This is a genomic window from Sulfurimonas paralvinellae, from assembly GCF_014905135.1.
Classification (GTDB): Bacteria; Campylobacterota; Campylobacteria; order Campylobacterales; family Sulfurimonadaceae; genus Sulfurimonas; species Sulfurimonas paralvinellae.
Genome location: NZ_CP041406.1, coordinates 580636 through 595867, shown reverse-complemented (window position 1 = coordinate 595867; position 15232 = coordinate 580636). Strand labels below are relative to the sequence as shown.

General features: G+C 39.6%; 11 protein-coding genes. 2 read left to right on the top strand and 9 right to left on the bottom strand.

Going from position 1 to position 15232, the window contains the following annotated elements; all coding sequences use genetic code 11:
* The gene (flhA, locus tag FM071_RS03110; RefSeq protein ID WP_193111567.1) at positions 1-2181 is read left to right on the top strand and encodes a flagellar biosynthesis protein FlhA; all 2181 of its coding nucleotides are present in this window, start codon (positions 1-3) and stop codon (positions 2179-2181) included.
* Positions 2182-2200: 19 nt separating this feature from the next.
* Positions 2201-3292 carry a DHH family phosphoesterase gene (locus tag FM071_RS03105; RefSeq protein ID WP_193111566.1) on the top strand — a complete coding sequence of 364 codons (1092 nt, stop codon included), beginning with the start codon at positions 2201-2203 and terminating at the stop codon, positions 3290-3292.
* On the opposite strand, the gene FM071_RS03100 is transcribed toward FM071_RS03105, so the two are convergent.
* The 9 genes from FM071_RS03100 to FM071_RS03060 form a co-directional block, all read right to left on the bottom strand.
* A complete protein-coding gene (locus tag FM071_RS03100) occupies positions 3289-4686 on the bottom strand; it encodes an N-acetylmuramoyl-L-alanine amidase family protein (RefSeq protein ID WP_193111565.1) in 1398 nt (465 codons plus the stop codon). The genes FM071_RS03105 and FM071_RS03100 overlap by 4 nt on opposite strands.
* Positions 4687-4693: 7 nt before the next feature.
* Positions 4694-5785, bottom strand: coding sequence for a nitronate monooxygenase (locus tag FM071_RS03095; protein WP_193111564.1), 1092 nt, complete (start codon positions 5783-5785; stop codon positions 4694-4696).
* Positions 5785-6993 carry a tyrosine--tRNA ligase gene (gene tyrS / locus FM071_RS03090; RefSeq protein ID WP_193111563.1) on the bottom strand — a complete coding sequence of 403 codons (1209 nt, stop codon included), beginning with the start codon at positions 6991-6993 and terminating at the stop codon, positions 5785-5787. The genes FM071_RS03095 and tyrS overlap by 1 nt, the downstream gene beginning before the upstream one ends.
* Before the next feature lie 26 nt (positions 6994-7019).
* The gene (locus FM071_RS03085) at positions 7020-9167 is read right to left on the bottom strand and encodes a RelA/SpoT family protein (protein WP_430738968.1); all 2148 of its coding nucleotides are present in this window, start codon (positions 9165-9167) and stop codon (positions 7020-7022) included.
* Positions 9168-9177: 10 nt separating this feature from the next.
* Positions 9178-9399: a DNA-directed RNA polymerase subunit omega gene (locus FM071_RS03080; protein WP_193111561.1), complete on the bottom strand. Its 222-nt coding sequence runs from the start codon at positions 9397-9399 to the stop codon at positions 9178-9180.
* 12 nt (positions 9400-9411) lie between these two features.
* Positions 9412-10122, bottom strand: coding sequence for a UMP kinase (gene pyrH / locus FM071_RS03075; RefSeq protein ID WP_193111560.1), 711 nt, complete (start codon positions 10120-10122; stop codon positions 9412-9414).
* Between the two features lie 53 nt (positions 10123-10175).
* Positions 10176-10763, bottom strand: coding sequence for a GGDEF domain-containing protein (locus FM071_RS03070; protein ID WP_193111559.1), 588 nt, complete (start codon positions 10761-10763; stop codon positions 10176-10178).
* Positions 10764-10837: 74 nt separating this feature from the next.
* A complete protein-coding gene (locus FM071_RS03065; RefSeq protein ID WP_193111558.1) occupies positions 10838-12754 on the bottom strand; it encodes a ferredoxin--nitrite reductase in 1917 nt (638 codons plus the stop codon).
* Between the two features lie 81 nt (positions 12755-12835).
* Complete coding sequence (locus FM071_RS03060) at positions 12836-15136, bottom strand: molybdopterin oxidoreductase family protein (protein ID WP_193111557.1); 2301 nt, start codon at positions 15134-15136, stop codon at positions 12836-12838.
* Positions 15137-15232 lie beyond the last annotated feature (96 nt).

The following is a 15232-nucleotide window of genomic DNA, read 5'->3' as shown; positions in this document are numbered from 1 at the left end:
TTGGCAAAGAAACGATTAACTACAAGACAGCAGGTCGGAACTGGACTTAACTTTTTAATAGGACAAAGAGACCTCAGTGTCGTACTTTTTGTCATGGCAATTCTGGCCATTATCATTGTACCGCTGCCATCATCTATTCTCGATGTTCTTTTAACCATCTCTATCGCTGTTTCTGTTTTGATACTGCTCATCTCACTCTATGTTCCAAAACCGACCGATCTTTCCACATTTCCGACACTCATTCTTATTTTAACGCTCTACAGGCTCTCGCTTAATATCGCTACAACAAGAATGATCCTCAGTAAAGGAAATGAAGGTCCCGAAGCCGTCAGTGACATCATTACGAGCTTTGGAGACTTTGTTGTGGGTGGAAACTACGTCATCGGTGTCGTTGTCTTTTCTATTTTGGTGCTCATTAACTTCATGGTCATCACCAAAGGTTCAACAAGGGTTGCAGAAGTTGCAGCGCGTTTCGTACTTGACTCTATGCCGGGGAAACAGATGGCTGTCGATGCCGACCTCAATGCAGGACTTATAGATGATGCTGAGGCAAAAGCAAGACGTGCTGAAATTCTTCAGGATGCTAACTTTTACGGAGCCATGGACGGTTCGAGTAAATTTGTAAAAGGGGATGCGGTTGCTGGTATCATCATTACCCTCATCAATATCATCGGCGGATTTTTGATAGGTGTCTTCCAGTATAATATGAGTGTCTCTGACAGTGCATCAACATTTACACTCCTTACAATCGGTGACGGACTAGTAAGCCAGATTCCGGCACTCATCGTATCTACGGCTACAGGTATTATGATCACCCGTTCATCAAGTGACGGCGACAACTTTGCACAGGGTACTATCACACAAATGGTCGGTAACGCAAAGACAATGATGATCGTCGGCTTTATTATGGTTCTATTTGCTTTGGTGCCGGGACTTCCAACAGCTTCTATGATGTTTGTAGGTCTGCTTTTTGCACTGCTAGGCTGGTCCATCTACAAGTATGAAAAAGGGGAACTCACCATCTTGGATGTTGAAGGTGCTCTGGGTATAAAAAACAAAAAACAAATAGAAGCAGAGAGAGAAGAAAATAGACCGAAAAAGACAAACGAAGAGATTGCTAAAGAAGAAGAGACTGCACTAGAGGACATTCTTAAAGTTGAGATGCTTGAGCTTACACTTGGCTATCAGCTGATTAAGCTCGCCGATGCATCACAGGGAGGCGATCTGCTTGAGCGTATCCGCTCAATGCGTAGAAAGATAGCTTCTGATTACGGTTTTTTAATGCCGCAAGTTAGAATTCGGGACAATCTGCATCTCAAACCTAACCAGTATCAGGTACTTCTCAAAGGTATCACTATCGGAGAAGGTGAGATCATGCCGGACAAATTTCTAGCAATGGACAGTGGTATGGCAACCGGTGAGATACAGGGTGAGCCTACCAAAGAACCGGCTTTTGGACTTGATGCCATCTGGATCACACCCGAACAAAAAGAGGATGCCATCATCAATGGCTATACTGTCGTTGATCCAGCCACTGTCATCTCAACACATATGAGTGAACTTATCAAGCGCAACGCAGAAGAACTTCTTACCCGTCAAGAGGTGCAGTCACTTATTGATAAAATCAAGAACGACTACCCTGTCATTGTTGATGATGTTCTTGGTGTTGCTTCTATCGGTCTTATTCAAAGAGTACTCAAGTCGCTTCTGCATGAAAAAATACCGCTTAAAGATATGCTGAGTATTTTAGAAACGATTGCCGATGTGGCAGAGTATACTAAAAATGTTGACTTTATCAGTGAACAGGTCCGGGCAAAACTCTCCCGTGTCATCACACAAATGTATACCGGGGATGACGGTGTTATCCGACTTCTTACATTCGACACAAACACAGAACAGCTGCTGCTGCAAAAATCACAGGAACAAGACGGTGTAAGAAATCTTATGCTCAATGTCGGTGAGATAAATGCTCTTATTCAGGCAACGAGTGCCAAAGCAGCTGAAATACTCCAAAAAGGTATCTCTCCGGTTATTATTATAGTAGATCCACAGATCCGCCGCGGTGTTGCGGAGATCTTTGAGCGATTCTCCTTAGATGTCGTTACGCTCTCTCACGCAGAGATAGATTCAAGTGCAACCTTTGAAGTGCTCGGCTCAATTTCAATAACAACAGAAGAATAAAATTCAAATAAGGTAAACAATGAAAAACAGAACCATCCATCATCTCTCACATATCGATCTCGACGGATACAGCTGCCAGCTCGTAATGATGTACACACCCTATACAAAATATAATTATAATGCCAACTATGGTGCTGAAGTAAAACAAAAACTCGAACTCATCCTTGAAAAGATAAAAGAGCAGAAAGTTCCTGCATTTATTCTTATTACCGACCTTAATCTAACTGCTGATGAATCAAAATGGCTAACACATGAAGTAAGAAAACTTAACGAAAACAAGATTGATGTCACACTCCAACTTTTAGATCATCATGGCAGTGGTGAAGAGAGTGCGAAGAAGTATGACTGGTATTTTTTAGACACCTCACGCTGTGCTACAAAAATCACCTATGACTATGCTAAAGAACATTTTGATTTTAATGAGCCTGAGTGGATGCAGAAATATGTAGATGTCGTCAATGCAGTTGATCTGTGGAAACAAGAAGAGCACGAAAGCTTTGAGTATGGCAAAGTCTGTATGCGTCTTGTTACTGAAACGCGTGAACTCAACCGTACAATGTTCCCAGAAGAAGATTCGGAGTATAAACTTTCACTTTTGCATGAAGCAGCGAAATATATTAATGAACCCGATGCACCGATAGTTCTAGATGAAAAAATATACTTTTTGAAGAAGAATTTTTTTAAAAAGGACAAGAACGATACACTCGACAACCTTGCTACAAAATATGTCGTTGAGTTGCTTGGCCGTTCACGTTCAGAGCGAACTATCTACTATAAAGGATACCGTGGTTATCTCAGCTACGGTCTTGGAAATACTTCCATCATTGGAAACGGTTTCTTAACACAGTATCCGGAGTATGATTTCATCGTCGATGTCAGCTCACGCGGGACAATGAGTCTGCGCGCAAATAATCAAGTGAGTGTTTCTCAGATATCTAAAGAGTGGGCAAACGGCGGTGGACATCCCAATGCTGCCGGTGGAAGAATACAGGGCTTTAAAGAACAATTCCGTTATGACAAAGTAAAAGCACAGATCGAACGCCTCATCAATGAAAAAGAGTCGCGTGCAGGAGACTTAGAGTACAAAAAGGAAGAAGATATTCAAGCCTAATTGTGCATGAAATATCTTTCAATTCCATTGGCAAGGCCTTTTGCCATTGTCTTTTGATACTCTCTGTTTGCCAGTCTTCTTGCTTCTGTAGGGTGTGTAATAAAACCGACTTCAACAAGTACAGATGGCATTTGGGCACCGACTAAAACCCAAAAAGGTCCCTCACGCACACCGGCATCCTTTACATTTTTATACCGTTTTTTCAATGAGGCAAGTGCACCTCGCTGCAGATCTATAGCCAATTTATTTGCAGCAATGATATTATGTGAGTTTATTGTATTTAAAAAGCACTCTTTGCCGTAGAAGTTCATATCTTCCAAGTCAGCAGAGTTTTCTAGCTCTGCAACTTTTTTCGCTCTTGATGAACGTGTTGTTGAAAGAAAATAACTTTCAATTCCCTGTGCTTTTTTTGCATTTTTTCTACTGACGGCATTTGCGTGAATACTAACGAAAATATCAGCACCTTTATCATTTGCAAACTTCGTTCTATGTCGTAACTTTATAAACTTGTCTCTGTCTCGTGTCATATAGACCTTATAACCCCGTGATTTAAGGATTTTTTTCAACTCCTTCGCAATCTGGAGTACTACCATCTTTTCTCTATAATGCCTGTAGCCTATAGCACCTGGGTCTTTGCCGCCATGTCCGGGATCGATAACAATGACTTTATTTTTACGAGGTCTCACATAGATCTTTTCTTGTGATTTCTTCGCTTTCTTAACAGTTTTATTCGGCTTACAATATGATTTTGCCATGCGAATATAGAGTATCGACCCATCTTTTTTAAAGTGTATACTTAATTTTTTGCTGTGTGCAATGACAAGCCGGAGTGTATAAGAGTTATATTGTGCTAATTTTATACTGTCAATTCCACTTTTTTGCAATCTCTGTGATTTTGTCAGCATAGAAGCATGAATATCAAAGACATATTTATACTTTTTTGTTTTTGAATCATATAAAGTAAAGTAATTTATCTGATTGTTACGCAGTTTTTTATCAAATTTCAGAATAAGTCTGCCATCTTTCCATCGAACTGCTTTGAGTTTATGAGATGATTTGATTTTTATATTTTTGTTCTTCTTTGTTTGCACTTTCTTTGGCTTTGGCGGCGTATAAGAAGACTTCATATGCAATAGTTCCCTTGCATAATCTGTGACATCTATATGCAGTTTATTCCCTGAACTGACAATACCTTCAAGTGCGAATTTTTTAATCTTGTTATCATCGTTCATTAAAGCACGAAGATAAAGGTTCTTATAGTCATTATATGCACGGAACTGATCTGTTTTACTGGAAGATTTTGCGTATGTATTGGCTCGGCTTAAAAGTTCTTTGTCGCTTTGTCCATAAAGCGACACCAATAAAAGGAGAAAGAGGACAACAAAGCGAAGCATTAGCTGCCTATTCGCCTTGCATTAATTTTTCTATTAATTCTTTGACAGAGATAATCTTGTCAAGTCTATAGCCGTTTGTTCCTGAGAAGAACAGTCCTGTTTCCGTATTTCCTTCATAAGCATCGGAGAGTCTGTCTGCAATACAAAAACCTACTACCTTCGCCTCTTCACCTCTGTTACACGGTGCAACACAGTTAGAGATACACTTAATGGCCGGTCCTTCTCTTTTTTCAACGAGATGCGTTAAATTTGTAACGACACCCTGTGCAGGGTAACCAACAGGAGAAGACATAAGAACTATATCCTCTTTTTTAGCATCAAGAAGCACCTTTTTAAAGTTTGCGTGAGCATCACATTCATATGTCCCTATAAATCGTGTACCCATCTGAACACCACGCGCACCACGACTCAACATATCTTCAATATCATTCTTATCCCAGATACCACCGGCTGCAATAACAGGAATATCTCCCCATAGCGCTGCTTCTTCAACAACAGGACCGACAATATTTTCAAGTTGATTTTCCGGCAGTTTACACTGCTCATATGTAAATCCCTGGTGTCCACCTGATTTTGGTCCTTCGACAACAACAGCATCAGGAATTCTGTCATAACGCTTTTTCCAACGCTTACAGATAATCTTTAATGCTTTTGCAGATGAAACAATAGGTACAAGAGCAACATCGGGGTAGCCTTCGGTAAATTCCGGCATATTTGTCGGAAGTCCGGCACCTGTAATGATAATATCAATACCCGATTCACATGCATCACGTACAACTCTTCCATAATCATTGATAGCATAAAGAATATTTGCCGCTAACGGTTTATCGCCGCATAGTTTTCTTGCATTTTTAATAATTGCATCGAAGCCCTCTTTAGAATAGAAGTTCGCTTCGCTTAAAGGTCTGTCTGCAACTAGTTTCTTTGCATACTCTTTATCTTTATAATACCCTGTTCCAACAGCAGAAATAACACCGAGTCCGCCTTCAGCTGAAACCGAACCTGCTAACTGATCCCAACTGATACCGACACCCATTCCGCCTTGCACGATTGGTTTTTCTATAACATATTTTCCAATTTTCAATGGTTTAAAACTCATTATTTCACCTTTAACTGTGCAAATTTTCTTTTTCCGACCTGAAGAAGATACTCTCCCGGTGTCAACTGTAATTGCATATCAGAGACTTTTTCTTGGTTTATTTTAACACCACCTTGCTTAATATCTCTTCTTGCCTGAGAAGTAGATGGTTCGAGCCCACAATCAACCAAGGCTTTCGCTATCCACACCTCTCCATCTTCAGATTGAATTTCAAACTCTTGTATATCTGATGGAATCTGACTTTTTGCATGAACTTTTTCAAACTCATCTTTTGCATTTTGTGCCGCTTCTTTAGAGTGAAAACGCTCTGTGATTTCCAATGCCAAATCTTCTTTGACTTTCTTAGGGTGCAAAGAACCATCTGCAACACCGGACTTAAGTGCAGCAATATCATCGAGAGATTTCGTACTTAAAAGTTCATAATAGCGCCACATCAACTCATCCGAAATACTAAGAACCTTTCCAAACATATCATTTGGCTCATCAGAAACACCGATGTAGTTTCCAAGTGACTTACTCATCTTCTGCACACCGTCAAGACCTTCCAAAATAGGCATCATAAGAACTGCCTGCTGTTTTTTCAGTCCATAGGCCTTTTGCAGTTGGCGTCCCATCAAAAGATTGAACTTCTGATCTGTTCCACCTATTTCAATGTCCGATTGCAAATGAACACTGTCATAGCCTTGAAGCAGCGGGTACATGAATTCACTCACAGCTATCGGAGTATTTGCAGAATATCGTTTAGAAAAATCATCACGCTCCAGCATACGCGCGACAGTAAGGTTTGAAGCAAGTTGCAGCATCCCGGCAGCACCAAGTTCATCGAGCCACTCGTTATTATAGACGATATCTGTTTTTTCTTTGTCTAAGATCTTAAAAGCCTGTGATGTATAGGATTCTATATTTTTAACGATCTCTTCCTGCGTGAGGATCTTTCTTGTTACATTCTTTCCTGTCGGATCACCGATCATTGCAGTAAAACTACCGATAAGAAACTGTACACGCCCACCATATTTTTGAAAAGCTGCTAGTTTTTGCAACAAAACCGTATGCCCAAGATGCAGATCAGGAGCTGTAGGATCAAATCCTGCTTTTACAGTATAGGTTTTTCCTTCTTCATAATAAGCTTTTAAAAGTTTTTCAACTCTTTCGTTGTCTATGATCTCAGCACAGCCTCTATTTATCTCTTTTAACGCCTCATTTACCATCTAATCTTTTCTCTTTATCATAAATTTTAATTTTTATATGCATCATCTGTTCGTACAAGATGAATAACTTTTATATTTGACTCTATTTTAGCACGAAGTCTGTTAATATCAGCTTCTTTGCTTGTAAAAACAAGCTCGCAGTATTGAATATAATCAGAATGTTCTTTTCCAAGCTCAATGGATGAAATATCAATGTCTAATTTTACCAAATATGTCAAAAATTCGGCAAGTGCCCCTTTCTCATTGTGCAGTGAGGCTATCAGCTTGTATTTATAAAGATTTTTCTGCATCCAGCGAACAAAGACCATCGGCTCACCAGCTTCTAGTTTTTTAGCAGCATTGGAACACATTTTGTGGTGTACGTGAGCTTTGCCTTTTTCTAAAAAGGCCATCACTTCATCACCCGGTTTAGGATGACAGCAATAGTCAAAGACAACATCACTTATATTGCTTGTCGAGTAAACTTCCAGTCCTGAAAACTCATACTTTTTCAACTTGAATCTATGACGTGAAATAAATGCTTTGAAGCGGCTGTTCTTACTGATATCAGCAACATATTTATGCAGAACGTTTTTAAACTGTTCTATATCATTTGGAATGTTTGAGATCGAATCACAATTATGCTGCTTAAACCACTCTTCCACACGGGAGTAATTCAAATTCATAGCTGTTGCCACAATACTTATGGCCAATTTAAGATTGATCTCACGCAACCTTGCATTACAGTTGAGCTTCATATTGGTTTTTGCTTTTGAAGTCTTGACTGCATCGATCCAGGAACATCGTGTCTGCACCTTGTCACCGATAAATATCTTGACAATATCGCCGTTATTAAGCTCTGTCAGCAGTGAAGACTTTGTTTTGTTTATAAGTGCAGCAGTTGCTTTATTTCCGACTTCTGAGTGCACAGCATAGGCAAAATCAAGTGCAACTGCTCCGCGCGGCAATGTAAAAGCATCTCCTGTCGGCGAAAAGACCGATATATCTTCAGAATAAAGATCATTCTTAATAAGTGCATAAAAATCTTCAACTGATTCATTTTGATACTGTAAATTATCAAGCCAGTCAAGTTTTATATTGTTCCCGCCGCTTTTGTATTTCCAGTGCGCAGCAACACCAAGTTCTGCTGTCTTATGCATTTCATAGGTTCGAATCTGCACCTCAAAAATAGCAGTCTTATGAAAAACAGTCGTGTGAATAGTCTGATAACCATTGTCTTTGGCCACAGCAATATAGTCTTTAAAACGTGAAGCAAGAGGACGGAAATTCAAATGCACCAGACCAAGAGCATCGTAGCATTTTATCGGTTCTTTTGTCAGAATTCTTACCGCTAAGAGATCCAAAACCTCATCGATACTCACACCTTTTCTCTGCATTTTAAGATAAATGGAATATCGGTGTTTAATTCTTGAGAGCACTTCAAAATCATCTTCACAAAAACCATTCTTGATGAGTATCTTAGATATAGACTCTTTAAATTCGCTCAACTTCATTTCAATAGCATGATAATTGGTGTCAAGATAGTTGTCTATATGATGCTTCTCTTCGGGAAAAAGATAACCAAAGCTCAAATCTTCCAAAATATTTTTCAAAAAACTGATACCAAGACGATGGGCGATCGGTGCATATACGACAAGCGTCTCTTCCGCAATTCTTCTTTGTTTATGTGCAGGCAACGCATCAAGTGTCAGCATATTATGCAGTCTGTCACAAAGCTTTACGACAAGTACTCGGACATCTTCAATACTTGCCAGCAGCATTTTTCTAAATGAGAGCGCAGAAACGACCAGCTTTTCATCAGAATTTGAAGGAACAAGCTCGCTGTCGCGAATGAGATCTATCTTCGTAAGACCCGATACTAGGTGAGCTACATCGGCACCAAACTGCTCTTCAATCTCAGCTATAGGGATATCTGTATCTTCAACAACATCATGAAGCAGTGCAGAAATCACCATAGCTTCATCGTTTGTCAATGCAGCGACAATAGAAGCGACTAAAATCGGATGAACAATATAGGGCTCACCACTTTTTCTAAACTGCTCTTTATGAGCTTCTATAGAAAAATCAAGTGCTTCTTGTAATGTTTGTGAGGGGGGCATCTGTGAAAACAGATAGGAGGAGGCTGAATCCACATCACGTAGATGTTTTATCTTTTCGATGTTGATTTGATTCAGTCCCAAAAGACTACTCTGCTTTTTTAGTAAAGCCTTTAACGACGATGAGGCCTTCAGCGATTTCCATCAACGCAAGGTCAGCAGACTTAATATGACTTGTATTTACATTAAGTTTACTAGTTGCACCATTCTCTAATTCATCACATCTTTTAGCAACTGCTATCGCTAATTGATAACGGTCCATATTTGGATTTTGTGCTAAAACCTTAGCTGTTAATTCTTCGACTTTCATCTATTTTTTCCTTTATTTAACTATTGAGCAATTTTGCATATTGCCATTTAAAATATCTAACAGATTTCCTTGTATAGACATATCACAAACGATAATAGGAAGACTGTTATCTTTTGCAAGCGCAATGGAAGTGTCATCCATTACTTTTATATGATCTTGAAGTGCCTGATCATATGTCAGTTCATCTAGTTTTTTTGCATCACTGTATTTTGCAGGATCTTTATCATATACACCATCTACTTTCGTAGCTTTGATGATGACTTCAGCACCAATCTCAACTGCACGCAGTGTCGCCGCTGTATCTGTCGTGAAAAATGGATTTCCTGTTCCTGCTGCAAAAATGACGACACGTCCTTTTTCCAAGTGGCGTGTAGCTTTACGGTTAATGTATGGCTCTGCGATTTGTTCCATTTTAATGGCTGTCTGCATACGGACCTGAAGTCCTGCATATTCACATGCTTCCTGCATTGCAACGCCGTTTATAACCGTTGCTAGCATACCCATGTAATCACCCGATGTACGTTTAATAATTCCATCTTGTGCTGCAGTGACACCGCGAATAATATTCCCACCCCCGATGACGATACCAACTTCGATACCGGCATCTACAAGAGATTTAATCTCCTGCGCTATATACTTTAATATTTGCGTGTCAATCCCATGACCAGCCTCACCAGCGAGAGCTTCACCTGAAAACTTAACCAAAACACGTTTGTTAGCCATGCATACACCTTTTTGTAAAAATCCGTGAATTATACTGAAAATTCGCTTTTATTTTACTTTAATGCGTTGTGTACTGCTCTGTCTATCAACAGAGCTGCATCTGTCCCGTCATTCGGATATTTAGTATTGCCAAGTGCAATATTAAATTCGATGTGATATTTTGTATTGATATGAGGCTCATCTTCAAAGGCTTTTTTTATCCTATTGGCGATAATCCCGTAATTCTCTTCTTGCAGATATTCATTGAAGACAATAAGAAAACCATCATCGGAAATTTGTGAGACGATATCTTCATCACGTACAGAATCGAGCACTCTATTACTTGCTTCAAGCATAAATTCATCTGCAAGTTTTTGAGAGCGCACTTTTACATCATGATAGTTTGTGATTTTAATAGCTGTCAGTAAAAACTCCTGATTATGCCTTAATGCTCTGTCAATCTGCTCACCAATGACAAGCTCTACATTCATACGGTTAGGCAGTTCAGTCACTGGATTAAAATAGGCATTCTTTATCAAAATGTTTTGATTTACATGATGTTTTTTGATAATTTTCGCAAATTTAAAATTAAAATAGAGACTTACCAACAGTAAAACAGCCAGTGAGATCGTTAAATATTGAAACCATTCACTTTCAATCATCTTTCACACCTTTTAAACATTTACTTCATTGTAGCATAAAAAATGTTAAAAGATAAAATTCATTTAAGCTTCCATTATTTTTCATACAGCATTATAAATGGAATCAACTCTGAAAAAACAACTGCTCTTCGTTTTTCATCACTATGCAAAATCAGCTCCAGCATCTGTGCAATATTTTCATCAATACCAGGCGAGAGTTTTCTGATATTTTCAAGTTTTTCACTTTTTATGACATTTGTAAAACGCTCATACGAAGTATATGCCTCTTTTTTTGCAAAATGGTAGTAGAGTCTGCGGCCAAGTTCAAATACCTCGAACTCTTCATTCTTTCCTGTTAAGACTTTTGTCTCAAATCCAAAATCCACATCGATATTTTTAGCTCTAAAATAAGCCAGAAGCATCATCACAAAACCAATTTTTGCACTAGTGAAATTTCGAAGTATCCTGTCCGTAAATACTTCAAAGCTTTCATTTTCCAAGCGTAATCGTTTATATTCAACAGCAAGTGACTCTACATAATACTTTGCATATTCAAGCGGAGCCTCCTTTAAGACCGTATGGCCTTCCAATGCACCGTTTCCGGCTATCTTGCCACCAAGATAGATATTGACACCACTGCCGTTAATACCCTTAACCTTGGCTTTACACCCTTCAAAGCCAATATCACCAAGACCATGAATTCCACACCCTTTCACACAAGCAGACCAATAAAGCCTGATGCGGCCTGATTCTAGCGCTACTTTTTCATCAAGATAAGTTGCCATCTCAATAGCATCATTTTTATTCTCTATCACGCCAAACGGACAGTGCGCCGTTCCTGCACAAGCGATCAAATGGTTAAAGTAGGGAGAGTGCAGACTTTTATACTCTTCAAAATAGCTCTCACGCAGAAGCGCATCGACATCTTTGATACCCATAATGTACAAACTCTGTTCCATATCCAAACGAAGCTCACTATCTCCATACGTTTGCGAGAGTCGGGCAGCCTCTTTCATTGATGAACCTTTAAAAACACCAGATGGCACAACCACATGCACACCAAAACTACCATCACACAACTGAACTCGTCCCTGATCGGGCTCGAAATAATCCATCTGCGTCATAGTCATACCTGCTCCTGCAAAATCAATACCGGCATTTTCACGGATAGCTGCTGCTATCTCCGTCATCCCTACAGCTTCTATTAAAAAATGCAGTCTATTTTTGTTTCGGTTGTCTCGAAAACCAAAACACTTGAAGATATCAATGATAGCGTTAAATGCTGCGAGCACTTCTTCTTCATTTTTCAAAAAGATATCAGCAGGTTTTCCGACCACACCGACTTTTCCGCCAAGGTACATATTGTAACCATATACACCCTCTTTTTGAGCCAATACAAAAGAGGCATCATGACAAAAAACATTACATCGGTTGGCAATATTTCCGGTTATGGCGGTATTGAACTTTCTTGGCAGAACAGAGATCCATTCAGGGTTATTTAAAAACATCTCCTGCATCTTTAGAAGAATATGATGTGACGGCAGAACATTATCAAAAGCTCTTTCATCAAAAGGATCAGCCATAATTCCACGAATGTTGTCCACCCCTGTCTGATAAGCATTGATACCGACATCTTCCAAACGTTTAATGATAGTAGGCAGATCTTCAATACGAAGATAACGAAGCTCGCACTGTGCCCGTGTTGTCAGGTCAATGTAATCCTGCCCAAATTCCTCAGCACATTCACCAATGACTTTTGCCTGCTCCGCGTTCATATAACCGCCTGGAATGCGGAGTTTCAGCATAAACTTTTCAGGTGTTGCAGGACGATAATAGATACCGAAACATTTTAAAAAGTATAATTTATCTTCTTCGGGTATAGAAGCGAATCCCTCTCTCGCATACTCTTCGAGTTTTTCAATAGCTTCTTTTGGAGATTTTAATGCTTTTACTTTCTCAATTTTATTCAGTTTTTTATTGCGTGCATCAAAGGCTTTTTGTAGTGCTTCCATAGTAATTATAACTCCATGCTCTATATTTATGAAGATTATAATCTATTTTTAGGCACTAATTTCCATATTAATGCCTATTTTTTAAACAGAAACTGCCTCTTTCTCTTTTTCTTTATGAGATACACCTTCAAAAATAACCTTATGATGTGCAATCGCACCACTGATTTCCTGCTCTTCAAGATGCAAACCTTCAGGAACGGCCTCTGAATGCAGCTGAATTGCCGTTTGCTTAAAGTTAGGCTCACCTGATTTTGGACAAAAACTATCTTGCGTGAGAGTATTTACAAGCTGTTCATTGAAATGAAACGGTACAAATACTGTACCTTGACGAACACTGCCAGTCACTCTAACAATCACATTATCAACCCTGCCTCGAGGCGAAGAGAGGCTCATTCTATCACCTGATTTTACCTGCAGTTTTTTTGCATCACTTGGATTGACATCAACCCATGCTTCGGGAGCGAGATTGTCAAGTATTTCAATACTGCGTGTTTTTGTGCGTGTGTGCCACTGTTCCACTGTTCTACCCGTATTTAAAATCACAGGAAACTCAGGACTCACAGGCTCCAGCATCGGATGCCACTCCAACGAAAGCAGTTTTGCTTTTTTATCAACTGTTCTAAAAGGAATATCTTCTGTATAAAGACGTTTTGAGCCAAGTGGAAACTGTTCATTACATGGCCACTGTATACCGCCATGTTCTTCAAGCAACTCATATGTGATGCCACTGTAATCACACAACTGTCCTTTACTTACCTTCCTCCACTCTTCAAAAGCATCTCTCGGCTCATGCCAGTTTGGAAAAAACATCTCATTGACGCCTTCAAAATATTTTGAAAATTCTAAAATAATATCAAAGTCACTTTTACTTTCGCCGTAAGGTTCCACTGCTTTGTTCGCTTTGTTGCAACGGCGTTCCGAGTTCGTATAGACACCCTCTTTTTCTCCCCAAGTAGCTGCCGCAAAGATAACATCCGCGATCTGAGCTGTATCGCCTAAAAAAGCATCTTGAGCAACGAGCAGGTCAAGTTTTGCCAATATTTTTCGCAGCTTTTTCTGATTGACAAAGCTCACGAGCGGATTTGTTGCCGTTATCCAAAGTGCTTTTATCTCGCCTCGATCTATTGCGTCTATGATCTCGGCATATTTATAGCCACGCTCACGCGGAATGATCTCTTCAGGTACATTCACGATACTCGCATACTCTTTAAGTGCTTTTTCATCACCAAAGTTTCTGTAACCCGGTAGAGACGATGTGAATCCTGTCTCACGCGTACCCATAGCATTACATTGACCTGTAATTGAAAAAGGACCTGTTCCCTCACGCCCGATGTGACCGGTTAGCAGATGCAGATTGATTATAGAACTGACTGTGTCTGTTCCCATAAACGATTGATTTACCCCCATTGTCCATGCAGAGAGGACTCTCTCCTGTGAAACAAATTCACGGGCAAGTTCATAGAGCGTTTTAACATCAATACCTGTGATATTTGCCACCTCTTGCGGCGGATAGTTTTGCAGATGCTTTCTTAGCTCTTTGATACCCGTAGTGTTGGCAGCAATGTAGCCTTCATTCTCCCAACCCTGCTCCAGAATAATATATGCTAGTCCATTAAAAAGTGCCAAGTCCGTTCGTGGCTTGACCGGAATATAGACATCTGCCATTTGTGAAGTTTTACTCGCACGCGGATCAATAACAATGACCTTTTTCTTCTCACGTTTATTTTTATTGATATGCAACGTGAGTATCGGATGGTTATCTGCAATATTGGCACCGATTAAAAAGATGGTATCCGCTTTTTCAAAATCTTCATAACTTCCCACCGGACCATCTGAACCAAGCGACTGCTTATAACCCATGACTGCAGAAGCCATACAGAGCGTTGTATTACCGTCATAATTATTCGTACGCAGACCAAGTTGCACAAATTTCCCAAGGGTGTAGAACTCTTCTGTCAAGAACTGCCCGGTTCCAATGACAGCGACAGCTTTGTTACCATGTTCTTTTTGAATTCTTTTAAACTCTGAACTTACTTTGCCAAAAGCCTCTTCCCATGAAGCACTCTGCAGCTCACCGTCTTTTCGTATCATAGGTGTTGCGATTCTGTGTGGAGAGTTTATCATCTGATGTTCTGACAACCCTTTTGGACAGAGTGTTCCCTGATTGACAAAGTGTTTTGGATTTCCTTTGGTATAGACTGCTTTGCCGTCTTTGACACCAATGTAAAGACCACAACCAACACCGCAGTAACCACAGGTTGAAAAGATCCACTTGTCAGGCTTTTTCTCATCTGAGATTCTTCCAAAAACTGCATCATCACAGAGCTTGTATTTCTCCTCTTTTATATCAAATCCCAAAAAATCTTTTATCTTATCAATCATTGTACAATACCTGCTTTCATTCTATTACCTCAATAATAACACAAGCGACACCTACTTTCTTCATTTTTTCGTATAATATTTAAGCAATATCATCTA

Excerpts from the sequence above, each read along its gene's own strand:
- tyrS (WP_193111563.1), bottom strand. The coding sequence starts at position 6,993 with ATGGTAAATGAGGCGTTAAAAGAGATAAATAGAGGCTGTGCTGAGATC.
- FM071_RS03070 (WP_193111559.1), bottom strand. The coding sequence starts at position 10,763 with ATGATTGAAAGTGAATGGTTTCAATATTTAACGATCTCACTGGCTGTT.
- FM071_RS03065 (WP_193111558.1), bottom strand. The coding sequence starts at position 12,754 with ATGGAAGCACTACAAAAAGCCTTTGATGCACGCAATAAAAAACTGAAT.
- FM071_RS03100 (WP_193111565.1), bottom strand. The coding sequence starts at position 4,686 with ATGCTTCGCTTTGTTGTCCTCTTTCTCCTTTTATTGGTGTCGCTTTAT.
- FM071_RS03080 (WP_193111561.1), bottom strand. The coding sequence starts at position 9,399 with ATGAAAGTCGAAGAATTAACAGCTAAGGTTTTAGCACAAAATCCAAAT.
- FM071_RS03105 (WP_193111566.1), top strand. The coding sequence starts at position 2,201 with ATGAAAAACAGAACCATCCATCATCTCTCACATATCGATCTCGACGGA.
- FM071_RS03095 (WP_193111564.1), bottom strand. The coding sequence starts at position 5,785 with ATGAGTTTTAAACCATTGAAAATTGGAAAATATGTTATAGAAAAACCA.
- FM071_RS03060 (WP_193111557.1), bottom strand. The coding sequence starts at position 15,136 with ATGATTGATAAGATAAAAGATTTTTTGGGATTTGATATAAAAGAGGAG.
- pyrH (WP_193111560.1), bottom strand. The coding sequence starts at position 10,122 with ATGGCTAACAAACGTGTTTTGGTTAAGTTTTCAGGTGAAGCTCTCGCT.